A 23,727-nucleotide genomic window follows, 5' to 3' on the forward strand; every position below is an offset into this window, starting at 1 on the left:
TCATTCTTCCTTCAATGGTCGGTTGAGCAGGTAACGGATGGCCTCGGTGACGCTGGTGCCGCCGGTCGACACCTCGTGCACCATCGCGCAGATCGGCAGGTCGACGCCCAGCTTCGCGGCAAGGCGGGTGACGGCTTCGGCGGTCTTTACGCCCTCGACGGTGAGATGGGCATCGAAGTTCTCGCCACGGCCGAGCGCAAGGCCGAAGCGGTAGTTGCGCGACAGCTCCGACGTGCAGGTGAGCGCAAGGTCGCCAAGGCCGCAGAGTCCCGCCAGCGTCTCGGGCCGGGCGCCGAGCCGGGCCGCGAGGCGGGTCATCTCGGCGAAACCGCGGGTCATCAGCGCGGCGCGGGCGCTGTCGCCCATACCTTCGCCGATGCAGGCGCCGCAGGCGATGGCGATGACGTTCTTCAGCGCGCCGCCCAGCTCGGCCCCGGTGGTGTCGGTGGTGCGGTAGAGCCGCAGCGCCCCGGTGGAGAGTTCATGCTGCAGCGCCTCGCCCGCGGCCTCGTCCCGGCAGGCGAGCGTGAGCGCCGTGGGCAGGTTGCGGGCGATGTCGTCGGCGAAGCTCGGGCCGGTGAGGATCGCGGGGATGGCCTTGGGCTTGGCATGGGCGATGACGCCGGTGGGCCCGGTCAGCTCGGCCAGATCGACGCCCTTGCAGCAGGCCACCAGCCGCTGCCCGGCGAGCGGCGCGGCGATGCGCGACAGCAGATCGTGCAGCGACTGCATCGGCACCGCCAGCAGCAGAGTTTCGGCCTGTGCCACCGCGTCGATATCGGTGCTCGCGGTGATCGTGTCGGGCAGGGTGATCGCGGGCAGGCGCGGGGCGCGGTGCTCGTGGTTGATCGCGTCGACGGTGGCGGCGTCGCGGGCCCAGATGCGCGGGGCGTGGCCCTCGCGGCTCAGGCTCAGCGCCAGCGCGGTGCCGAAGGCACCCGCCCCGAGCACCGCGACGCTCATGCCTTGGCGCCCTTCTTGCCCGAGCCCAGCAGGGGGGCTGCGCTGCGGTCGAGCGGCCAGCGCGGCCGGGCCGAAAGCGCCATGTCCGAGGTCTCGCCCGCGGCCAGCAGCTCGGATCCGGCGTAGGCGATCATCGCCGCGTTGTCGGTGCAGAGCCGCAGCGGCGGCGCGGTGAAGCGTACGCCATGCTCGGCGCAGAGCGTCTCGAGCCCGGCCCGGATCGCCTGGTTCGCGGCGACGCCGCCGGCGATGGCGAAGGCGGGCTCGGCGGGCGCTTCGGCAAGGTAGAGCGCCAGCGCGCGGCGGGTCTTTTCGCGCAGCACGTCACGCACCGCGGCCTGGAACCCGGCGCAGAGATCGGCGCGGTCGGCCTCGTGAAGCCCGCCCTGCGCCTCGACCAGCCGGTCGCGCAGGCGCAGCAGAGCGGTCTTGAGGCCGGAGAAGCTGAGGTCGCAGCCCTCGCGGTCGAGCAGCGGGCGCGGGAAGGCGAAGCGGCGCTCGTCGGCGCCCACCGCCGTGGCCTCGACCGAGGGGCCGCCGGGTTGCGGCAGGCCGAGCAGCCGCGCGGTCTTGTCGAAGGCCTCGCCCGGGGCGTCGTCGATGGTGCCGCCGAGCCGGGTGAAATCCTGCGCGCCGCGCACGATAAGGAACTGGCAATGCCCGCCCGAGACCAGCAGCATCAGGTAGGGATAGCTGAGCCCGTCGGTGAGCCGCGGCGTCAGCGCGTGGCCGGCGAGGTGATTCACCCCCACGAGCGGCCTGCCGAGTCCCGCCGCGAGCCCCTTGGCCATCATCACGCCGGAGAGCACGCCGCCGATCAGCCCGGGCCCGGCGGTGACCGCCACCGCGTCGACGTCGTGGAGGGAAATCCCGGCCTGCGCCACCGCCTGCTCGACCGCCAGATCCAGCTTTTCCGCGTGGGCACGGGCGGCGATCTCGGGGACGACGCCGCCGAAGGCCGCGTGCAGCTCGGTCTGGCCCATCACCACCGAGGACAGGATCTCGCGGCCACGCAGCACCGCCGCGGCGGTGTCGTCGCAACTGCTTTCCAGCCCGAGGAGGATCTTGTCCGGCATGTCCGCGTCCATTGCAAAGCCCTTCCCATGCAGCTACCACCTGCGTATTCGCCTCACAATGCCAGACCGCCCATGGCCCAGCCCGACCCTGTCCTGCTTCTGACCCGTCCCGACGCGGCGTCGCGGCGGTTCGCGTCGGACCTCGAAGCCGAGGGGCTGACCGGGACCCGCGTCATCACCAGCCCGCTGATCCGGATTTCCGTGAACGGCCCGCTGCCCGAGATGTCGGACATCCGCGGCGTGATCTTCACCTCGGCCAATGGCGTCTCCTCGTACCGGGTGCTTGGCGGCGCGGTGCTGCCGCTCTGCTACACGGTGGGCGACGCCACGGCGGCGGCGGCGCGGGCGGCGGGCTTCTCGCCCCGCAGCGCCCGGGGCAATGCCGACGCGCTCGTGCAGTTCATCACCCGCGAGGCGCCGGCGGGGCCGCTGCTGCACCTGCGCGGACGGCACGGCAAGGGCGATGTCGCGGCGCGGCTCACCGCGGCGGGCATCCCGACCCGCGAGGCCGAACTCTATGACCAGCCTGCACAGGAATTGAGCGCCGCGGCGAAAGCGGTGCTCGATGGCGATGCGCCCGTGATCGTTCCGCTTTTCTCTCCGCGCAGCGCAGCCCAGTTTGCGCAGGTGGTCCAGGGACGCGCGCCGCTTTTCGTCGCAGCGATGAGCGGGGATGTGGCCGCGGCGCTGGGCGGGCTATATGTGAGTCGACTCGAAATTCCGAAGCATCCGGATGCGGCCCATATGCGTTCGGCTGTGATTGGTTTACTGAAAGACTGCGGGGCGCTTGTTAAGGGTCACGGGTCTGTGAAAGGTTAGACAGGCACGGGTAACGTGCCGCACGAACGAATTTGAAAGGGTGGAGCGTGGCCGACGAGAAAAAGCCAGTGGACGGCACCGAGGACAACGCCGAGGTCGATGCGGCGAAGTCTCCCGAGACCGAGCTGACGCCGGAGACCGCTTCCGGCACGGTGGTGACCGAGGACGAGGACGCGAAGAACGTCACCGGAGACGAGGCCGAGACCTCCGGGCCGGGCGGGGACACCATCGTGGCCGAGGGGCTCGACACGGTGTCCGCGGGCGACGAGACGCTCCCCGACGGGGCCGACACCATCGGTGACGAGACGCTGACCGCAGACGCTGACACGGTTGTCATCGGTGACGACACGGTGACCGGCGACGACAGCGTCGCACCGGGGGACGAGACGGTGACCGGGGACGACACGATCTCCGACGATGCCGCCGCAACCGACGCCTCGGGGCTCTACGACGATGACCGCATCCATTCCGCCGGCGAGGCGACGCTGCTGAGCGAGGAGGCGACTGTCGCCGGCCCCGATGCATCCGAGACCCCTGCCGAAGACACGCCCGGGACCCGCGCGCCCGAACCCGTCGTGGCACCGACCCCCGTGGTCCAGGAACGCGTCGTCGAGCGCAAGGGCGGCTTCGGCTCGGCCCTGATCGGCGGCGTGATCGCCGCGGCGCTGGGTTACGGTGCCGCTGCCTACCAGAACGGTGGCTGGCCGTTCGCCGGGGACGGGGACACGTTCCAGGAAGAGACCACCGCCGCGCTTTCCGACCAGACCGCCCGCATCGACGCGCTGGCGGACGAGGTGAAGACGGCGACCGACACCGCCAACGGCATCGACCTTTCGGGGCTCGAAGGCTCGGTCGGCGAGCTTCAGGGCCAGATCGACACCGCCTCGGGCAATTTCGACGGCCTCTCGGGCCGGCTCGACGAACTCGCGGGCCGCATCGACGCGCTCGAGCGCAAGCCGGTCGAGGAATCGGTCTCGCCCGAGGCGATGGCCGCCTACGAGAACGAGCTGAACCTGCTGCGCGACGCCATCGCCCAGCAGCGGCTCGAGGTCGAGCAGATGACCAAGCAGGCGCTCGAGGCCGAGGCCAATGCCGAGGGTCAGGCGGCGGTTGCCAAGGCCCGCGCGGCGCTCTCGGAGGTCACCGCGGCGCTCACCGACGGTGAGCCCTATGCCGAGCCGCTGGGCACCATGCAGGAAAACGGCGTGACAGTGCCCGACGCGCTGGCCGCGCCCGCTACCGAGGGGGTCCCGACCCTATCGGCGCTGGTCGAAGAGTATCCGCCGCTCGCCCGTGACGCACTCTCCGCCGCGCGCATGGCAGAGTCCGAGACCGAGGGCGGCACTGAGCGCTTCGCCACCTTCCTGTCGAACCAGCTCGGCGTCCGGTCGGTGACCCCGCGCGAGGGCGACACCGCCGATGCGGTACTGTCCCGCGCCGAGGCGGCGCTGCGCTCGGGCGATCTGCCCGCCGCGCTCTCCGAGCTCGGCACGCTGCCGGACGAGGCCAAGGCACCGCTCGCGGACTGGATCTCGCGCGCTCAGACCCGCGCCGATGCGGTCGCCGCCGCCGACGCGGTGTCGCTGGAACTGAACAAGGAATAAGGGTCGCAACATGCTCTGGTCACTCCTGAAGATCATCCTCTTCGTCGCCGTCGTCGCGGCCCTGACCCTTGGCGCCGGCTACGTGATGGAGAGTCACGGCGGCATCCAGATCACCGCCGGCGGCTACGAGTTCAACCTCGGGCCGCTGCAGTCGGTGATCGCGGTCATCGTGCTGGTGATCGCGCTCTACGTCGTCTTCAAGCTGGTCTCGCTGCTGATCGCGTTGTTGAAGTTCATCAACGGCGACGACACCGCGCTGTCGCGCTATTTCGACCGCAACCGCGAGCGCAAGGGTTACCACGCGCTGGCCGAGGGCATGCTGGCGCTCAGCTCGGGCGAGGGCAAGCTGGCCATGGCCAAGGCGCAGAAGGCCGACCGCTACCTGCACCGCCCGGCGCTCACCAACCTGCTGACCGCGCAGGCCGCCGAGATGACCGGCGACACCCGCAAGGCGGAAGAGGTCTACAAGAAGCTCATCGCCAACGACGAGACCCGTTTCGTCGGCATCCGCGGCATGATGAAGCTGAAGCTCGCCAAGGGCGACACCGACACGGCGCTGAAGCTCGCCGAGCGGGCCTTTGCGCTCAAGCCCAAGCATGCCGAGATTCAGGACACGCTGCTGCAGCTGCAGGCGCAGAAGCACGACTGGCGCGGCGCGCGCCAGACGCTGTCGGCCAAGCTCAAGCACGGCGCCCTGCCGCGCGACGTCTACCGCCGGCGCGACGCGGTGCTGGCGCTGTCCGAGGCCAAGGACATCTTCGCCGAGGACAAGCCCATCGAGGCGCGCGAGGCGGCGATCGCTTCGGCCAAGGGCTCGCCGGATCTCATCCCCGGAGCCTGCATGGCGGCACGGTCCTACATCGCCAAGGGCGAGCCGAAGAAGGCCGTCCGGGTGCTCAAGAAGACCTGGAGCGTCGAGCCCCACCCCGACCTTGCCGCGGCCTTTGCCGAGATCGTGCCGGACGAGACCCCGGCGGAGCGCATGAAGCGGTTCCGCGCGCTCACCTCGCTGCGGGTGAACCACCGCGAGACCCGGCTGCTCAAGGCCGAGCTGGCGCTGGCCGCCGAGGACTTCCCCGAGGCACGCCGTGCGCTCGGCGATCTGGTCGAGACCGAGCCGGATGCCCGTGTGCTGACCATCATGGCCGCCATCGCGCGTGGCGAGGGGGCCGGCGAGGCCGAGGTCCGCGGCTGGCTGGCAAAGGCGCTTGTGGCGCCGCGCGGCCCGCAGTGGGTCTGCGACAGCTGCAACCACATCCACGCCGAGTGGGTGCCGATCTGCGAGAACTGCGGTGGCTTCGACACCCTGAGCTGGAAGACCCCGCCGCAGTCCGATGCGGTGCCGCCGGGGGCCGAGATGCTGCCGCTGATCGTGGGGGCCATCGACGACAAGGCCGACGAGAAGAGCGCCGCCGAAGCCGCGGCCGAAGCGCCCGAGATCCTCACCCCGAACCCGCCCTCCGACACCGGTGCCGCGGCGGCCACGGCCCCCGCGACCGAGGTCGAGGACGCCGAGGAGGTGACCGGCGAGCGGCCGAAGGAAGAGGCGAAATAAGCTCTTCCATACGGGCGGCCCCGGTGCTAAGAGGCCGCCCACCAGTGCCGGTGTAGCTCAGCTGGTAGAGCACGTCATTCGTAATGATGGGGTCGGGGGTTCGAGTCCCTTCACCGGCACCACTTTCCCCTACCGAGAAAGTCGACCCACCCGACGCCCCCCTTCGCGGGGGCTTCGTCGTTTGTGGACCGGCGCCGCCACACCGGCGTGATGACGCCAGAGGCGGTGTTTCCGAAACCGGGAACGCACGCGATGGAAATGCTGATTTGACTTCCCGCGCCGCCGCGCACTAGGCACGGGTGTCCATGGCGGGTCAGGCTTGCCATGCCTTTCGCATCGCTCCGGGGCTGCAGGCCCCGCCCATAGGGATTGTTCAGGCGTGTTCGAGTCCTTCTTCCCCAAACCCAAGCAGTTTTTCCTCTCGGTCCTGCTCTGGACCGCTTTCGGGATGCTCGTCTGGTACGGCGTCGGTACGCAGATCGGCTCGATGATAGGCTTCGACCTGCAGGACGCGGGCGAGCCCGTGGTGGGGATCGCGTATTTCTACACCCCGTCCTTCCTGTGGTTCTACGTCTTCTACGTGGTCTGGGTGGCGCTCTTCGCGGCGTTCTGGTTCCTCTACCATCCGCACCGCTGGCAGATGTGGTCGATCCTCGGCTCGGCCTTCATCCTGTTCACCACCTATTATGGCGTGCAGGTCAGCGTCGCGATCAACAACTGGCGCCGGCCGTTCTTCGACGAGTTCCAACAGGCGCTCTCGGGGGATGGGTCGGTCACCGCAGGGGATCTCTACGAGCTGATCGTGATCTTCGCCGAGATCGCGCTGGTCTCGACGGTGATCTACGTGGTCACCCGGTTCTTCGTCAGCCACTACGTGTTCCGCTGGCGCACCGCGATGAACGACTACTACATGTCGCGCTGGTCGACGATCCGCAACATCGAGGGCGCCTCGCAGCGGGTCCAGGAAGACACCATGCGCTTCGCCACCATCATGGAGGGGCTCGGGGTGTCGGTCGTGGATGCGCTGATGACGCTGATCGCCTTCCTGCCGGTGCTCTGGGGGCTCTCGCAATATGTCACCGAGTTGCCGCTGGTGGGCGCGATCCCACACCCGCTTTTCGTGGCGCTGATCTTCTGGGCCGCCTTCGGCACCGGGCTTCTGGCGCTGGTGGGCATCCGGCTGCCGGGGCTCGAGTTCCTCAACCAGCGGGTCGAGGCCGCCTACCGCAAGGAGCTGGTCTATGGCGAGGACGACCCCTCGCGGGCGCAGCCGCCGACCGTGGCGCAGCTTTTCTCCAACGTCCGGCACAACTACTTCCGGCTCTACTTCCACTACATGTATTTCAACGTCGCGCGCGGTCTCTACCTGCAGGCGGACAACATCTACGTGAACATCATCCTCGTGCCGACCATCGTGGCGGGGAAGATCACGCTGGGCCTCTGGCAGCAGATCCTCACCGCCTTCGGGCAGGTCAGCGGCTCGTTCCAGTTCCTCGTGAACTCCTGGACCACCATCGTCGAGCTTCTGTCGATCTACAAACGCCTGCGCGCCTTCGAGGCGACCTTCCGCGGTGAGGAACTGTCCGAGATCGAGAAGGTCATCGGCGAAGAGGGGTTTGCCCAGCCCATCCCCGACCCGGCGCCGGGCGAGGGCGGGCACAAGCAGGTGCACGACTTCGAGAAGTGACGCCCGGAACCGGGCCGCGCCTCAGGTTGCGCAGCCCGACCGCAGGGCCGGCGCATCCCCGGTGCCGTCCTGCGCCCATGCTGCGAGGCTCTCGAACGATCGGGCCACCGCCTCGGCGCCCGGGTCGGCCTGTCCCTTGAGCTGATCGGCATTGATGTAGGCCGAGCGTCCGGCCTTGGCTGCGCGGTGCGGTCGGCGCCGTTCTCGGCCAGCGCCCCCGCGATCTTGTTCACGAAGAGCGTGCCCGCCACACCGCGCGCCTGCGGCAGGCTGGGCAGGGCGATGTCTTCATCGACCACCACCATCGCGACATTGAGCCCGAAGGCCCCGGCGCACTCGGCGGCGAGGCCGAAGTTCAGCCGGACGCCGGTGTCGTTCTTGATGATCGGCAGGCAGCCCGCCGGGCCGGTCACCGCGAGGATGCCCGCAAGCACCGCGTCGACCGAGGACGAGGCAAAGACGTCGCCGCAGATCGCCGCGGTCGGAATGCCCGCGCCGACGAAGCCCGCGTGGGCGGGCTCGTGCCCTAAGCTGCCGCCCGAGACCAGCGCCACGCGGGACTTGTCCCAGTCGGCGCGCAGCACCACCCGGATATGCGGGTACCCGTCGAGCCGCGCGAGCCGCCCGCCCGATGCCGAAACCACGCCGTCCACAGCCTCTGCGACGATGCCTTCCTTCAGGGTGACGAATTGGCTCATTGCGGTCTCCTCAGTGGACGCGGGCGCCGGAGGCGTCGAAAAGAACGGGGCTTCGGGGGGGATGCGCACGGTGTCCCCGAGCGCAGCGCGGTGTGCGGCTCGGTCAGCGTGCTCAGGGCGCCGTCCGAAAGGCGGGAGCCACTGGCCTCGCAGGAGCGCATCCGCATCGAGATCTACATCCGCGAGGCCCTCGGGGAGGACTGACGGCGCACCTTCCGGTGGCAGGATCGGCGGTGAAATTGCCCAGATCCTGCCCGGATGCCCGGAAAACTGGCCTGTAATAGTATATTATAACAGTCAATTGGACGGCTCAGGCAGGCAAATCCCGGTTTCTTTTTGTGTCACTGACAGCTTTCTCGCGAAAGGTCACGCCAGCGTTACATTCCTGCAGTCTGGGTCGCACCGGACGGCGCGCGTCATCGCGCGCCCATTGGGACACACCAAGGAGTTGACCATGAAGACGACCCTCTCCATCTCGTCCATCGCGCTGGTTTCCGCGACCGCTGCCATGGCACAGGACCTGCCGCAGGCCAGCAGCCAGTGGTTCACCGACGGTCAGGCGCACATCGAGGCCATGATGGCCCGCCAGCCCAACACCTCGCGCGCGAAGAACGTCATCGTGCTCGTCGCGGACGGCAACGGTGTCGGCACCAACTACGCCGTGCGCCTGATGGACGGCCAGCTGAAGGGCATGCTGGGCGAAGAGAATGTGCTTCCCTACGAGACCCCCGAGTTCCACTCGGCGCTGGTCAAGACCTACAACATCAACGCCCAGACCCCGGACTCCGCCCCGACCGCCGGCGCGATGAACACCGGCGTGAAGCAGCGCTTCAACCTCATCAACCTCGGTGAGAACGCGATCCACGACGATTGCTCGACCGTCGGCGGCAACGAGCTGACCACCTTCGCCGAGATCGTCTCGGGCCAGATGGACAAGTCGGTGGGCATCGTCTCGACCGCGCGCATCACCCACGCCACCCCGGCCGCCGTCTACTCGAAGACCGCCAACCGCAACTGGGAAGGCGAAGTCCCCGAGGGCTGCACCGCCCAGAAGGACATCGCGGCCCAGCTCATCGACCAGATGGAAGCCGGTGTCATCGACCTCGCCATGGGCGGCGGTCGCCGCTACTTCGCCGGTGAGGACGTGACCCTCGACGAGGGTGGCAACGGACGCCGTCCCGACGGTCAGAACCTGATCGAGAAGGCCACCGGCATGGGCGCCCAGTACGCCTGGAACACCGAGACCTTCAACCAGCTGACCCTCGATGGCACCACCCCGGTGCTGGCGCTGTTCAACGACAGCCACATGGAATACGAGGCCGACCGCGCCGATGACGACGAGCCCTCGCTCGCCGACATGACCAAGGCCGCCATCGAGTACCTGAGCCAGAACGAGAACGGCTACTACCTCGAGATCGAGGCCGGCCGCGTCGACCACGGTAACCACGACGGCAACGCCTACCGCACCCTGACCGACGGCGTCGCCTTCGCCGAGGCCGTCGCCATGGCCGACGAGCTGACCGATGACGCCGACACGCTGATCATCGTCACCGCCGACCACGAGCACGCCATCGCGTTCAACGGCTACTGCGGCCGCGGCTCCGACATCCTCGGCCTCTGCTACGATGTGGCGAAAGAGGGCGTCGAGCACTCCGACGAGCTGCTGCTCGCCGACGACGGCAAGCCCTACACCGTGATCGGCTACCTCAACGGCGCCGGCTCGGTGCTGAAGCAGGTCGAGGGCGGCAACGACTACGCCGGGTCGCGCGCCGAGCTGACCCAGGAAGAGACCACCGACATGGACTTCGTGCAGGAAGCGCTGATCCCGATGTCCTCCGAGACCCACTCGGGCGAAGACGTCGCCGTCTACGCCAAGGGCCCGTGGGCACACCTGTTCGACGGCACCATCGAGCAGAACGTGATCTTCCACGTCATGAACCAGGCCGTGACCGCCGAGTAAGGCCGGCCGCCACGACGCCAAAGCAGGGGGCGGCCGCGCCCCCTTGCCCGTTCCGGGGACCGGCCGCACACCGGGCCGGCCCGGAGGACCATCCCGGAAAGGACCTCGCCATGCTCACCCGACGCAGTTTCCTGATCTCCGCCGCCGCCACGCCGCTGGCCACTGCCGCCCGCGCCGAGGATGAGATGATCAAGGTCCGCGATCTCTACGAGCGCCGGGGAAACGATCTGTCCGAGCTCGCCACCGGGCTCGAGGGCAAGCGCATCCGGGTCGAGGGCTACATGGCGCCGCCGCTGAAGGCCGAAAGCAACTTCTTCGTGCTGACCCGGCGCCCGATGGCGGTCTGCCCGTTCTGCGAGACAGAGGCCGAGTGGCCCAACGACATCCTCGCCGTCTATGCCAAGCGCGTGGTCGAGGTGACCCCGTTCAACGTCAGGATCGTCACCTCCGGCGTGCTCGAGCTTGGGGCCTACAAGGACCCCGACACCGGCTTTCTGAGCATGGTGCGCCTTGCCGACGCCAGCTTCGCCTGAGGTGCCCATGTCCCTGTCCATGCCCATGTCCCTTTCCGTCACCGGGCTCGAGGTGCGCAGCCCGCGCGGCCGCGTGCTGCTGTCGCTGCCGTCGCTCGAGGTTCCGGGCGGCGCGCTGGTCGGCATCCGCGGCCCTTCGGGCGCGGGCAAGTCGACGCTGCTCTATGCGCTGGCCGGGCTGCTCGAGCGGGTCTCGGGGTCGGTGCGCTGGGGCGACACCGAGTTGCTGGCGCTGGGCGCAGGGCGTCGCACCGCGTTCCGTGCCGCCAATGTCGGCATGATCTTTCAGGATTTCCTTCTGTTCGAAGAGCTTGACGCGCCGGGCAACGCCGGCGTCACCGCGCTGTTCCGTCCCCGCGCCGAGCGCGCCGCCCTGCGGGCACGGGCCGAGGCGCAGCTCGCACGGCTGGGGCTCGATGATGCACAGCGCAGCGTCGCCAGCTTCTCGGGCGGCGAGCGCCAGCGCGTCGCCATCGCCCGCGCCATGGCCGCGCAGGCGCCGGTGCTGCTGGCCGACGAGCCCACCGCGAGCCTCGACCGCGCGGCCGCCGACCGGCTGATCGACGATCTCGTCCCCCTTGCGCGCGAGACCGGAACCACGCTGATCGCGGTCAGCCACGACCTGCATCTGTTCGAACGCATGGACCGGGTCCTGACGATCTCGGACGGCGCCCTGACCGAAGAGCGGAGTGTGACGGCATGAGCGACCTGTGGTATTCCCTGCCGAGCCTGCTGCAGGATGTCCTGAAGCTGGCGCTGCTGCTGCTACCCGGTCTGCTGGTGGGTACCATCGCCCTGCGTGGCTACGCGCCCTGGCCGCTCACCCGGGCCATCCTGACCCGCTTCCGCTGGTCGGCGGTTATGTTCGTGGCGCTGATCGCGATCTCGGTCGGCATGGGCATCGGCCTTCTGGCGCAGGAACGCGGGCTGCGCCGCGGCACCGCGCAGGCGGCGGACAAGTTCGACCTCGTGGTGGCGGCGCCGGGCAGCGAGCTGAGCGTGCTCTTCGCCGCGGTCTACCTGCAGCCCAGCGACATGGCGCTGCTCTCGGGCGAGGTCTACGACGAGATCGCCCGCAACGAGAAGGTCGCGGTCGCCGCGCCGCTCGCGTTCGGCGACAGCTACGGCACCTCGCCGCTGGTGGGCACCACCGAGGCCTTCGCCCGTTACCTTTCGGACGACAAGATCGAGGGGCGAATGTGGGCCGAGCATCACGAGGCCATCGCCGGCGCCTTCGTGCCGCTCGGGATCGGCGACGGCTTCGAGCCCGCGCATGGCATAGGCGAGGCCGCCGAGGACCACGCCCACGAGGGCGAGGGGCTCACGGTGGTCGGCCGCATGGCGCCCACGGGCACCCCGTGGGACAACGCGCTGCTGGTGCCGGTCGAGTCGGTCTGGGAGGTCCACGGCCTTGCCAACGGTCACGCCCCCGAGCGCGAGGAACAGATCGGGCCGCCCTTCGATCCGGACTATTTCCCCGGCACCCCGGCCATCGTGGTCCATGCCGAGGAGCTCTGGGCCAACTACGCGCTGCGCTCGGAGTTCACCCGCGACAGCGAGACCATGGCCTTCTTCCCCGGCACGGTGCTCGCCAATCTCTACCGGGTGATGGGCGACGTGCGGCAGGCGATGTCGGTGATGGCGCTGGTGACACAGGTGCTGGTGGCGGCAAGCGTGCTGCTCGGGCTTTTCATCCTGTCGCGGCTGTTCCGCCGGCAGGTGGCGCTGCTGCGGGCGCTGGGCGCGCCGTCGCGCTTCGTCTTCGCGGTGGTCTGGTCCTTCGGCGCGGTGCTGCTGCTCGCGGGCGCGGGGCTGGGCCTGCTGACCGGGCTCGGCACCGCGGCGCTGCTGTCGCAGGTGGTGACGGCGCGCACCGGCATCCTCGTGACCGCGCCGCTGGGCTGGGCCGAGATCCACTTCCTCGCCGGTTTCGTCAGCGTCACCCTGATCCTGTCGCTGCTGCCCGCGGCGCTGGTGCTGCGCCAGCCGGTGGTGGACGGGCTGCGGGCCTAACTGCTGACTGCGTTCTTGGCGAGCCGATGTGGTCCGTCAAGGCTTCCGCGCCGCCCGCGGTGCCAGGGCTCGCCCTGCCGGGGCTCAGGCCACTCCGGCGCGCAGTGCGTCGTGGATGTGGACGAGCCCGACCAGCGTGCCGTCCTCCTCGACGGCGAACAGCGACGAGATCTTGCGCGCGTTCATCATGCCGAGCGCCTCGGTCAGCAGCGCGTCGGGGGCGACGGTGCGCGGGTTTGGCGTCGCGACCTCGCCCGCGGTGCGTTCCATCAGCCCCTCGAGGTTGCGGCGAAGGTCGCCGTCGGTAATGACGCCCTTGAGCTTGCCGTCCTCGACCAGTGCGGCGACGCCGAAGCCCTTCTGCGACATCACCACGAGGGTCTCGCCCATCGACGTGTCCGCTTGGACCGTCGGCAGTTCGTCGCCCCGGTGCATCACCGCCGAGACCCGCAGCAGCTGCGCGCCGAGCGAGCCGCCGGGGTGGAACGCGAGGAAGTTCTCGCGGTCGAAGCCGCGCTCCTGCATCAGCGCCACCGCCAGCGCGTCGCCAAGCGCCATGGCCATGGTGGTCGAGGTGGTGGGCGCCATGCCGATGGCGCAGGCCTCGGGGGCGTCGGGCATCAGCAGCAAATGGCTGGCCGAACGCGCCAGCGTGCTGTCGGCGCGGCGGGTCATGGCGATCATGGGAATGGCGAAGCGGGCGCAATGGGCGATCATGTCCGCGAGCTCGCGGGTCTCGCCCGAGTTCGAGATCATGATGACCACGTCGTCGGGGGTGATCATGCCAAGATCGCCGTGCGACGCCTCGCCGGGGTGGACCACCTGAGCGGGCGCGCCGGTGGAGGCCAGAGTCGCCGCGATCTTGCCCGCCACGTGGCCGGACTTGCCCATGCCCGAGACGATGATGCGGCCGTTGATGTGCAGCAGAAGGGCGATCACATCCTCGAACGAGGCTGGCAGCTCGTCGGCGAGCCGGCGCAGGGCCTCGGCCTCGGTGGTCAGCACCGTGCGTGCGATGTCGGTCGGAGTCTCTGCCGGTGCCTGGGTCATGTGCGCTTGCCCCTGAAGATCATTCCGCCTGTTATCCGGCTCTGGCCCGCATGTCCAACGGTGCGACGGTCGGGGGCGGTGCCGGACCGGGGCGGCCGTCAGTCGCGGGTCTCTTCCGCGTCCACGCCCCAGAGCGCCGCCTTGTGGGCCCAGCCCTCGTAGCCGCCGGCGGAGATCTCGCACCAGTCGACGGTGCAGTCGCCGAGCTTGGCGATCACCCCCACCGCGAGCTTGGCCTCGACCGGCATGTTGTCGCCGGGGCGGCTGTGCAGCTCGAGCATGTCGTCCTCGACCAGCACGGTGCGCACGCCGGAGATCAGAGAGTAGTGGACCCAGCCGCCGGCGCCATCGACATCGCGGACGCGGCGCCAGTGGCCGTATTCAGCGGTCACCTCTAGAGGCATGCCGCGGCGCTTGTAGACCCAGTCGATCCGGTGGGTCAGCGACGGCCCGCGCCGCACGTTGGTCTCGCCCGCCTTGAGGGAAACGAAGCGTGGAATCGGCAGGTTGGTGACCGCTCCGCGCTCTTCCGTGGCACTGGCGGCGCCCCCTGCCAGAAGGGCGGCGATCAGACCCGCAATCGAAGCTGCCTTGCTCATGCTCTGTCCTGCCCGCATTTTTTCGGCGAGGTTCTTGTGCCCCGCACGCGCATGAGACACTGTGCCAAACAGCGAGAGCCAAGGAAAGGGAGGGGAGGGGCACCATGCCTCAGAAGCGCCTGAGTGTTGTCGTTACGCGACGCCTGCCGGAAGCGGTCGAAACCCGCCTGACCGAGCTCTTCGACGTGACCCTGCGCGACGATGATACCCCAATGACCCGCGCCGAGCTGGCGTCGGCCATGTCCGGGGCGGATGTGCTGGTTCCGACCGTCACCGACCAGATCGACGCCGGCCTGATCGGCCAGGCGGGCGAGCGGCTGAAGCTGATCGCCAATTACGGTGCCGGGATCGACCACATCGACGTCGAGACCGCGCGCCGCCGGGGCATCCTCGTGGCGAACACGCCGGGCGTGATGACCGACGACACCGCCGACATGGTGATGGCGCTGATGCTGGCGGTGACCCGCCGGATGCAGGAAGGCCTTGCCGTGATGCAGCGCGGCGAGTGGGAGGGCTGGGCCCCGACCGCCTTCCTCGGCTCGCGGCTGGGCGGCAAGCGGCTCGGGATCCTCGGCATGGGCCGCATCGGCCAGGCGGTGGCGAAACGCGCCCACGCCTTCGGGATGCAGATCCATTATCACAACCGCCGCCGCCTGCGCCCCGAGACCGAAGACGCGCTCGAGGCGACCTGGTGGGAGAGCCTCGACCAGATGGTGGCGCGGATGGACGTGATCTCGGTCAACTGCCCGCACACGCCCTCGACCTTCCACCTGCTGAACGCGCGGCGGCTGAAGCTGCTGAAGCCCACGGCGGTGATCGTCAACACCTCGCGCGGCGAGGTCATCGACGAAAGCGCGCTGACCCGGATGCTCAAGGCGGGCGAGATCGCGGGCGCCGGGCTCGACGTCTACCAGCACGGCATCAAGGGCAACCCCGAGCTGGTGAACATGGCCAACGTGGTGATGCTGCCGCACATGGGCTCGGCCACCATGGAGGGCCGCATCGAGATGGGCGAGAAGGTGCTGCTCAACGTCAAGACCTTCGCCGACGGCCACCGCCCCCCGGATCAGGTCGTGCCCTCGATGCAGTGACGCACGGGCCTGCGGGCCCCGCTGTGGCAAGGATCTGACGTCCTTGCCACATTGGCGTCAGGAATCGCGTAAAACGTTCTAACGACCGTCCAGTTTCACGAAAAACTCTCGGCAAGCGCCTCGGAATCGCCGCATTCGGATGCCTTGGGCTGCCATCCACGTCCCTCACCTTCTCAGCAACTGGAAACCTTTCGGGCTGAAAGAAGGACGTGCGTTTTGGAACAGGTCTTCGGAAACTGGGCACCTGCGGGCTGGGGCGACCCCGGCGGCGCACCGGCCGAGGCCCGGTCACTCTGCTCGGTCGCTGGGGCGGTGCGGGTGCGCGGCTATGACGAGGGGGCGGCAAGTGACGCGCCCCGCCTCGTGGCGGAGCACGCGCTGCCCGGCCACGCGCTTGTGCTCTCGGCGGACAATGCGGCCAGCGACATCGACGAGTTCGTACAGATGCCGACGCTGGCTACGGCCCTCGCGCATGGCGACGCGCAGGACGAGGCGGCTCACGACGAGCCCCACGATGCCTCGGATGCCGAGCTTCAGCTCATCACCAGCCGTCGCATGGGGGGCGCGTCGCTTGCCCGGATCGAAACCGACGGCAGCGTGCGCAACCTGCGCAACGCGGCGGTGAGCCTCGGGCATGTGGTGACGCTCGAGATCGTCGAGGAGTTCGAGGAGGATTTCCACATCACCCCCGCCGAGGGCCAGTGGCTGATCCCGTCGTGGATCGAGCGCGGCGCGGTGTTCCCCGGCGATCCGGGGCTGGAGGCGGCGCCGGTGTCGTCGGGCTTCTCCAGTACCGATGCTGGCGGGCATGAGGGGATCGAGCCGGTGGGTGCCGTGGTCGCGGCGGCGCTTGGCGTGGTGCCTACCGACACCGGCGATCACGCCCCGGCGGTCGGCGCGCCTGGCACCCACCATCCGGTGACGCTGCAGGTTGTGCTGCACGCGGTGGGTCACGCCGGGCAGGAGCGCCCCGAGTTGGATCTCGCCATCGCCGCCGATGCGGAAGCCAAGGGTGGCCATGCCTCCGATGATGACGTCCTGCGTCCCCTGCCGGTCAGTCTGGAGGCTGACGGCGCGCCCGTTTTCAGCGTCAGTGCCGCGCCGGCGCCGGATCTGCCCGAGCGCGCGGCAACGGTTCTGTCGCTGGTGGGCGGTACCAGCTGGGGTGGCGACGACGACGACTTCCACTTCCGCTCGCATGCGGAGGTGGTCCAGCAGGCCAGCCATCCGGCCGTCGCGGCAGAGGCGCCGGGCGGGGACGGGCAGGGCTGGGATGCAGTTGTGGATCAGGACGGTTTCGTCTGGCGCGAGGAACCGTCGCATCCGGCGGGCACCGAGCACGCGCCCGAGGTCATGGTCGACGTCCTCGACCTCTTCGCGACCACCGCGCCCGATGCGGACGCGATGCCCTGGTAAGCTGCCTGCCAGGAAGAACACCCGTCCGGATCGCGGGCGGGTGTCTTGGGATGGGGCTCAGCCCACGTCCTTGTAGCTGATTTCCTTGACGTCGCTGCCGGTACGGCTGCGGCGCACGTGCAGCCGGTTGAGCGCGTTCACGTAGGCGCGAGCCGAGGCCACCACGGTGTCGGTGTCCGCCGACTGGCCGGTGGCGATCTTTCCGTCTTCCTCGAGACGCACCGAAACCGTGGCCTGTGCGTCGGTGCCCTCGGTCACCGCGTGCACCTGGTAGAGCTGCAGGCGGGCCTTGTTCGGGTAGAGCTTGCGCACCGCCTTGAAGGTCGCGTCGACCGGGCCGTCGCCGTATTCGTCGGCGCTGCGCTCTTCGCCGCCCACTTCCATCTCGAGCACCGCTTCGGCCTGGCCGGCGGTGCCGCAGATCACCTTGAGCGACACGATCTCGAGATGATCGGTCCCCTCGGTGGTCATCGCCGCAGTCACCAGCGCGAGGATGTCCTCGTCGAAGACCTCCTTCTTGCGGTCGGCCAGATCCTTGAAGCGGACGAAGATGTCCTTGAGCTGGTTGTCACCGACCTCGACGCCGAGATCCTTGAGCTTGGCGCGCAGTGCGGCGCGGCCCGAGTGCTTGCCGAGCGGCAGCGAGGTGCCGGCGAGACCCACATCCTCGGGTCGCATGATCTCGAACGTCTCCTTGTTCTTGAGCATGCCGTCCTGGTGGATGCCGGACTCGTGGGCAAAGGCGTTCTTGCCGACGATGGCCTTGTTGAACTGCACCGGGAAGCCCGAGACGGTCGAGACGCGGCGCGAGATGTGCATGATCTTGCGGGTGTCGATCTCGGTGAAGAAGGGCATGATGTCGCTGCGGGTCTTGAGCGCCATCACCACCTCTTCCAGCGCGGTGTTGCCCGCGCGCTCGCCGAGGCCGTTGATCGTGCATTCGATCTGGCGCGCACCGCCCTCGACGGCGGCCAGCGCGTTCGCCGTCGCCATGCCGAGGTCGTTGTGGCAGTGGGTGGCGAAGATCACCTCGTCGGCGCCCGGCACCGTCTCGATCAGCCGCTTGATGAGATCGGCGGATTCGCGAGGCGCGGTGTAGCCCACCGTGTCGGGGATGTTGATCGTGGTGGCCCCGGCCTTGATGGCGATCTCGACGACGCGGCAGAGATAGTCCCACTCGGTCCGGGTCGCGTCCATCGGCGACCACTGCACGTTGTCGCAGAGGTTGCGGGCGTGGGTCACCGTCTGGTGGATGCGGTCGGCCATCTCGTCCATGGTGAGGTTCGGGATGGCGCGGTGCAGCGGCGAGGTCCCGATGAAGGTGTGGATGCGCGGGCGCGGCGCGAATTTCACCGCCTCCCAGCAGCGGTCGATGTCGGGGATCTGGGCACGGGCGAGGCCGCAGATCACCGACTCCTTGCTGCGCTTGGCGATCTCGGAGACCGCGGCGAAGTCGCCCTCGGAGGCGATCGGGAATCCGGCCTCGATGATGTCGACGCCCATGTCCTCGAGCAGCTCGGCGATCTCGAGCTTCTCGTCATGGGTCATGGTGGCGCCGGGCGATTGCTCGCCGTCGCGGAGCGTCGTGTCGAAGATGAACACGCGGTCTTTGGTCTGGTCGGTCATGTCTTCTGAATCCTGTAGTGTCTTCGTCCTGTGGGTTTCGCCGGCGCGAAACGTGCCTCCTCTGAGCGGTCGCGCCGGGACTGCGCGCTCAGAGGCGGATTAGGAGAAGACGCAGGCCAAGCGCAAGCGCCGCGCCGGGGGCACGGGACAGGATCGCATTATGGCCAAGGGTCATCATGCGGCGGACTATACGCGCTAAAGGATAAATGAAAACCCGCAAAATGCGCCGGGTGACACCGGAGTCTGCCGGGGCGCCTTCGGGGCTTGAGTGACCCGCACCCGGGGACATATCAGGAAGGTGGGGGCCCGAAGACAGGGAGATCGGGAGTGATCGGACGAGTGATACGGGCCGCGGTCCTGGCCGCCGCGACGCCGTTGCTGACAGCGGGAGGGCCCGCGTCGGCGCTGACCGGCGACGGAGGAGCCGACGTCTACGTCTTCGGCAACAGCCTCGTGCACCATCTGGGCGACGAGGCCCATTCCAACGTGCCCTACTGGCTGGCGCAGATGGCCGACGCGGGCGGCCGCGCGCTGTCGCTCGAGGGGCAGTGGGGCTTCCTGCGCGATTTCGCGTCGGCCTTGCCGCCACGCCCGAACTGGAGCTTTCCCGGCGTCACCGGCTTCTGGGATCCGGGCCGCGGCAGCTTTGCCGACTCGGGCGTCGACGCGGTGCTGATCACGCCTGCGAACTTCATCCAGTACCGGCCGCCCGCAGCGCCCTACGAGTGGGACAACCCGCGCCACGAAAGCCCGCTCGGCACGACCCTGACCGTTGTCGACTGGCTGCAGGGGCGGGTGCCCGACGTGCCGGTCTACATCTACGAGGGCTGGGCCGACATGTCCGGCTTCACCCGGCGCTTCCCCCCCGCCGACCGCGCCCTGCGGCGTTTCCACGCGTTCAATCGCGGCGACTACCACGACTGGTACGCGCGCTACCTGTCCGAACTGCGCGACGCCCGGCCCGAGGCCGACCTGCGGCTGATCCCGGTGGCCTCGGTGCTGTCGTCGCTGCTGGGGCCGGGGGGCGTGCTGTCGGATCTCGAGGCCGAGGACCTCTATGTCGATGCCGACCCGCATGGCACGCCGAGCCTCTATTTCCTTGCCGCGATGATCGTGCACGCGTCCCTCTACGGCGCACCGTCGCCCGAGGGCTACGTGCCGCCCGACACGCTGCATCCGCAGATCGTCGCCGCCTACCCCGAGCTGCGCGACCTTATCTGGGAGGCGGTCTCGGCCTCGGGCGTGCTCGACCGGGCCGCACTTGGCGCCCCCGAGCCGCCGGCGCAGACCGCCGAGGCCCCCGCGCAGACCCCTGCTGCGCCGCTTCCGCCGCGCGGGCTCGTCTCGCTGCCCGAGGCGGGGGCCGCGCCCGAGGGCGCTCCGGCGCTGGGCATGGGGCTCAACGGCATTTCGGACTGGTCCACGCAGCAGCCCTTCGTCGACCTGATGAAGAGCGCGCGGGAATGGACCGGCCACCTGCCCGGCCAGTGGGGCGGGGTCGGCATCGACGAGCTGCGCGCCCGCGGCGTGCTCGACGAGGACGGCTGGCCGCTGCGCATCCCCGAAGGTGTCGAGCGGCTCGAGGCGCTGCTGCTCACCGACCAGCCCGAGGCCGCCGGGCACCTGCGCGGCGACTACCGGGTGCTCTGGTCCGGCAAGGGCAGGCTCGAGATCACCGGCCGCGCGCGCCGGGTGCGCTACGGCGAGGGCGAGGCCGGGTTCACCTACAGCCCGGGCGAGGGCGCGGTGGGGATCTCGATCAGCGCTACCGACGAGAGCGACCCGATCCGCGACATCCGGGTGATCCGCGAGGACCAGATGCCGCTTTATGAGGCGGGCGTGCTCTTCAACCCCGACTGGATCGCGCGCGTGCATGACCTGCGCAGCGTGCGCTTCATGGACTGGATGCTGACCAACGGCTCGCCGGTGACGGGCTGGGACAGCCGGCCCCGGATGAGCGACTACACCTGGACCGCGTGGGGCGTGCCGCTCGAGGCGATGATCGCGCTCGCCAACCAGATCGGCGCCGACCCGTGGTTCAACATGCCCCACATGGCCGATGACGACTACGTCCGCCGCTTCGCCGAGACGGTGCGTGACGGGCTCGACCCGCGGCTGCGGGCCTATGTCGAGTATTCCAACGAGGTCTGGAACCACATCTTCCCGCAGGCGGGCTGGGCCGAGACGCAGGCCGATGCGCTTTGGGGCCGGTCCGAGGCGGGCTGGATGCAGTTCTACGGGCTGCGCGCCGCGCAGGTGATGCGGATCTGGTCCGACACCTTCGGCGACGAGGCACCCGAAAGGCTGGTGCGGGTGATGGCGACCCACACCGGCTGGCCGGGGCTCGAGGAAAACATCCTCGTGGCGCCGCTCGCCTACCTCACCCTCGGCCACGCCCCGCAGGAGGATTTCGACGCCTACGCCGTGGCCGGGTATTTCGGCTACGAGCTGGGGGGCGAGGAGATGGCGGCGCAGATGGACGACTGGCTGGCGCGCGCCGAGGCCGAGGCCGAGGCGGCGGGCCGCGCGCAGGGGTTGCAGCGGGTGGCGCTGCGCGAGTTCATCCGCGTCCACCGGGACGAGGCCGCCGTGGCGCCGGTGGCGCTGGCGCTGCTCGAGGGCTCGCTCTCCGAGCTCACCGACGAGATCCTGCCCTATCACGCCTCCGCCGCCGAGGCCGCCGGGCTGCGGCTGGTGATGTACGAGGGCGGCACCCATGTCACCGCACAGGCAACGCGCACCGAGGACGAGCGCCTCACCGGCTTCTTCGGGTATTTCAACTACACGCCCGAGATGGCCAAGCTCTACGAGACGCTGCTGACCGGCTGGGCCTCGGCGGGCGGCACGCTCTTCAACGCCTTCGTCGACGTGGCCCCGGCAACGAAATGGGGCAGCTGGGGGGCGCTGCGGCATCTCGACGACAGCAACCCGCGCTGGGACATGCTGATGACCTACAACGCCACCGGTCCCTCGGATTGGGAAGACCGCGACCCGGCGGGCTTCGCAGGTGGCGTGCTACTGCGCGCGGGTCGTGGGGGCGAGCGGCTCGAGGGCACGGCGGCAGAGGACATCCTGCTCGGCGGCGCCGGAGACGACACGCTGGTGGCGGGCGGCGGCGACGACCACCTGCACGGCGGCGCGGGACAGGACCGCGCGCTGCTGCCGGGCGCGCAGGACGCCTACGCCTTCACGCGCGAGGGCGCGCGGCTGGTCGCGCAGGGGCCCGGCGGCACGGTCCGCCTCTTCGCGGTCGAAACGCTGGAGTTTGACGCCGCGCCGGGCGTGACCGTCGCGGCGTCGGGGCTGTGAGCCGGGCCGCTGAAACCTGTGGCTCGGAATGGCGAGGTCCGTAGGTCCCCACCTGCACTCCCGAAACCACTTCCCGCATCGCCAGCCTAAGGCCATGTCACGGGCAACACACCCGGGCCGCGCCCGACCCTCCCCAGGGGAGGGCGCATTGGCGATGCCGCCCAAAACCTGGACAACATCTCTGCTTGCGAATGCAACGCGTGGCTCGGGCGGTCCGAAGGCGCCCACCCAGGATCGGGCGCGTCCCTCCGCGCGACGTGACGACCAAGGTGGTAGGGAAGGTTTTCGCTCCTCAGCCCCGCTCCTGCGCTGCGAGGATCTCCGAGACCAGCATCTCGGGGCCGCGGCTCGCGAAGCAATCCGAGGCCCCGCGTGCTGTTGCTGGGAAGGCCCGCCTCCTCAGCCCCGTTCCTGCGCTGCGAGGATCTCCGAGACCAGCGTTTCGGCGCCGAGGCTGGCGCGGAAGTTGGCCTCGATGCAGGCCCGCCCGGCCTCGCCGAAGCGCAGCGCGCTCTCGGGGTTCTGCGCCAGCTCGCGGATCGCACGGGCGAGCGCCGTGGGGTCCTTGGGCGGCACCAGCTTGCCGGTGTGGCCGTCGTCGATCAGCTCGCGTACCCCGCCCGCGTCGGTGCCGATGGTGGGCACGCCGCAGGCCATCGCCTCCATGTAGGCCACGCCCAGCGGCTCGTGCCACGAGGCCAGCACGAAGACGTGACACGCCATCAGCTTGGCCCGCACCGCGCCGGCGTCGATCGCGCCAAGAAGCTTGACGTGGTCCTGCAGCCGCAGCTTGCGGAGGTGCGCCTCGAGCTCCTTGCGGTAGCCCTCGCCGCCGGCATCGTCCTCGCCCGCGATCTCGAGCCGCACGTCGACGCCCTGGTCGAGCAACTGCCGCACCGCCGACATCAGGTCCTGATGGCCCTTCACCACGTTCAGCCGCCCGCAGGAAAACAGCCGGATCGGCCGGCCCTTTTCGGGCCCGAGGTAGGGCGTGTTTCGCGTCAGCATGTCGACATCGACCCCCATGGGCCGGACCACCACGCGCTCGGGCAGGGCGTCGGGCATCGCCTCCTGCATCTCTGCAAGCAGCTTGCGGGTGATCACCGTGGCGAAGGCGGCGCCCTGCCACTTGAAGCGCTGACCGGGGCCGTAATCCGGGAGCGGCCCGTGCAGGGTCAGCGAGTAGCGCGGCCCGCCGAGGCGCCGTGCGAGCGCCGCGATCAGCGCGGCGCGGCCGCAGGAATGCACGTGCACATGGTCGAGCTGGTGCTGTGCAGCATGGTCGGTCAGCGCCTGCGCCGCGGCCAGCGTCAGCGCCACGTCCCTGCCGAAACCCACGCCTTCGCGCGCGATCCAGAGCGGCAGGCCCTGCGGCAGCAGCGACCCCAGCGCCCGGAGCGCCGGCAGCGGGCGCCTGTCGCCGAGGTAGGTGGTGCGGGTGATCGCGTCGTCTGACCAGTCATGGGCGATGAGCCCGGTGGGCGGCATGCGGGTCGACAGCAGATGCACCTGGTGCCCCATCGCCTCCAGCGCGCGGACCTCGCGCCAGAAGAAGATGTGGGTCTGCCCCGGAAACTGGGGCACGACATAGCCGATCCGCAATTTATGCGACACGCGTCTCCCCCCGCCGTCTGGTTATCCGGCGCAATCTGTCCGGCTTTTTCGACAACTTCCATGCGATTTCTTTTTTTGGCCATAGTTTGATGACACGGCGTGGCATAGCGGGCG

The 23,727-nt window shown here is 69.4% G+C and carries 17 protein-coding genes, 1 tRNA gene and 1 pseudogene; 12 read left to right on the forward strand and 7 right to left on the reverse strand.

Going from position 1 to position 23,727, the window contains the following annotated elements; genetic code table 11:
* On the reverse strand, positions 1-963 hold the full coding sequence (locus HC022_RS01630) for an NAD(P)H-dependent glycerol-3-phosphate dehydrogenase (protein ID WP_167451088.1): 963 nt from the start codon (positions 961-963) through the stop codon (positions 1-3).
* Positions 960-2,039: a tRNA (adenosine(37)-N6)-threonylcarbamoyltransferase complex transferase subunit TsaD gene (gene tsaD, locus HC022_RS01635; RefSeq protein ID WP_167451089.1), complete on the reverse strand. Its 1,080-nt coding sequence runs from the start codon at positions 2,037-2,039 to the stop codon at positions 960-962. Before tsaD ends, HC022_RS01630 begins: the two co-directional genes overlap by 4 nt.
* 72 nt (positions 2,040-2,111) lie before the next feature.
* Here tsaD and HC022_RS01640 point away from each other — a divergent pair, with 72 nt between their 5' ends.
* The 5 genes from HC022_RS01640 (at position 2,112) to sbmA (ending at position 7,704) form a co-directional block, all read left to right on the forward strand.
* Entirely contained in the window at positions 2,112-2,858 is a 747-nt protein-coding gene (locus tag HC022_RS01640; protein ID WP_167451090.1) for a uroporphyrinogen-III synthase, read from the forward strand.
* Between the two features lie 47 nt (positions 2,859-2,905).
* Positions 2,906-4,462: a hypothetical protein gene (locus HC022_RS01645; protein WP_167451091.1), complete on the forward strand. Its 1,557-nt coding sequence runs from the start codon at positions 2,906-2,908 to the stop codon at positions 4,460-4,462.
* A 10-nt stretch (positions 4,463-4,472) separates the two neighbouring features.
* Positions 4,473-6,017, forward strand: coding sequence for a heme biosynthesis protein HemY (locus HC022_RS01650; protein WP_008887060.1), 1,545 nt, complete (start codon positions 4,473-4,475; stop codon positions 6,015-6,017).
* Between the two features lie 46 nt (positions 6,018-6,063).
* Positions 6,064-6,139, forward strand: a tRNA-Thr gene (locus HC022_RS01655).
* Between the two features lie 257 nt (positions 6,140-6,396).
* Complete coding sequence (gene sbmA, locus HC022_RS01660; protein WP_008886713.1) at positions 6,397-7,704, forward strand: peptide antibiotic transporter SbmA; 1,308 nt, start codon at positions 6,397-6,399, stop codon at positions 7,702-7,704.
* Between the two features lie 194 nt (positions 7,705-7,898).
* On the opposite strand, the pseudogene HC022_RS28530 reads toward sbmA, so the two are convergent.
* Positions 7,899-8,402 (reverse strand): annotated as a pseudogene (locus HC022_RS28530) (dihydroxyacetone kinase subunit DhaK); the annotation flags it as partial.
* A gap of 454 nt (positions 8,403-8,856) precedes the next feature.
* Between HC022_RS28530 and HC022_RS01665 the strand changes: the two are divergent.
* The 4 genes from HC022_RS01665 to HC022_RS01680 all read left to right on the forward strand — a co-directional run bounded on the left by HC022_RS01665 (position 8,857) and on the right by HC022_RS01680 (position 12,908).
* Positions 8,857-10,362, forward strand: coding sequence for an alkaline phosphatase (locus tag HC022_RS01665; RefSeq protein WP_167451092.1), 1,506 nt, complete (start codon positions 8,857-8,859; stop codon positions 10,360-10,362).
* 110 nt (positions 10,363-10,472) lie between these two features.
* Positions 10,473-10,895 carry a hypothetical protein gene (locus HC022_RS01670; protein ID WP_008886537.1) on the forward strand — a complete coding sequence of 141 codons (423 nt, stop codon included), beginning with the start codon at positions 10,473-10,475 and terminating at the stop codon, positions 10,893-10,895.
* A gap of 7 nt (positions 10,896-10,902) precedes the next feature.
* Positions 10,903-11,598 (forward strand): ABC transporter ATP-binding protein, encoded by a 696-nt coding sequence (locus HC022_RS01675; RefSeq protein ID WP_254884864.1) that lies wholly within the window; start codon positions 10,903-10,905, stop codon positions 11,596-11,598.
* On the forward strand, positions 11,595-12,908 hold the full coding sequence (locus tag HC022_RS01680) for an FtsX-like permease family protein (RefSeq protein ID WP_167451093.1): 1,314 nt from the start codon (positions 11,595-11,597) through the stop codon (positions 12,906-12,908). Before HC022_RS01675 ends, HC022_RS01680 begins: the two co-directional genes overlap by 4 nt.
* Before the next feature lie 84 nt (positions 12,909-12,992).
* Here HC022_RS01680 and HC022_RS01685 read toward each other — a convergent pair whose 3' ends face one another.
* Positions 12,993-13,958 (reverse strand): SIS domain-containing protein, encoded by a 966-nt coding sequence (locus HC022_RS01685; protein WP_167451094.1) that lies wholly within the window; start codon positions 13,956-13,958, stop codon positions 12,993-12,995.
* A 98-nt stretch (positions 13,959-14,056) separates the two neighbouring features.
* Entirely contained in the window at positions 14,057-14,557 is a 501-nt protein-coding gene (locus tag HC022_RS01690) for an SH3 domain-containing protein (RefSeq protein WP_008886930.1), read from the reverse strand.
* Between the two features lie 104 nt (positions 14,558-14,661).
* Between HC022_RS01690 and HC022_RS01695 the strand changes: the two genes are divergently transcribed.
* Positions 14,662-15,648, forward strand: coding sequence for a D-glycerate dehydrogenase (locus tag HC022_RS01695; RefSeq protein WP_008887052.1), 987 nt, complete (start codon positions 14,662-14,664; stop codon positions 15,646-15,648).
* A gap of 216 nt (positions 15,649-15,864) precedes the next feature.
* Complete coding sequence (locus HC022_RS01700; protein WP_167451095.1) at positions 15,865-17,064, forward strand: hypothetical protein; 1,200 nt, start codon at positions 15,865-15,867, stop codon at positions 17,062-17,064.
* 57 nt (positions 17,065-17,121) lie between these two features.
* Here HC022_RS01700 and HC022_RS01705 read toward each other — a convergent pair whose 3' ends face one another.
* Positions 17,122-18,690 carry a 2-isopropylmalate synthase gene (locus HC022_RS01705; protein WP_008887244.1) on the reverse strand — a complete coding sequence of 523 codons (1,569 nt, stop codon included), beginning with the start codon at positions 18,688-18,690 and terminating at the stop codon, positions 17,122-17,124.
* A gap of 327 nt (positions 18,691-19,017) precedes the next feature.
* Between HC022_RS01705 and HC022_RS01710 the strand changes: the two genes are divergently transcribed.
* Positions 19,018-21,999: a calcium-binding protein gene (locus tag HC022_RS01710; RefSeq protein ID WP_368484594.1), complete on the forward strand. Its 2,982-nt coding sequence runs from the start codon at positions 19,018-19,020 to the stop codon at positions 21,997-21,999.
* 399 nt (positions 22,000-22,398) lie between these two features.
* Here the strand turns inward: HC022_RS01710 and epsE are convergent, their stop codons facing one another.
* Positions 22,399-23,613 (reverse strand): exopolysaccharide biosynthesis GT4 family glycosyltransferase EpsE, encoded by a 1,215-nt coding sequence (epsE, locus tag HC022_RS01715; protein ID WP_368484595.1) that lies wholly within the window; start codon positions 23,611-23,613, stop codon positions 22,399-22,401.
* Positions 23,614-23,727 lie beyond the last annotated feature (114 nt).

It is taken from the genome of Salipiger sp. HF18, from assembly GCF_011806505.1.
GTDB lineage: Bacteria > Pseudomonadota > Alphaproteobacteria > Rhodobacterales > Rhodobacteraceae > Salipiger > Salipiger thiooxidans.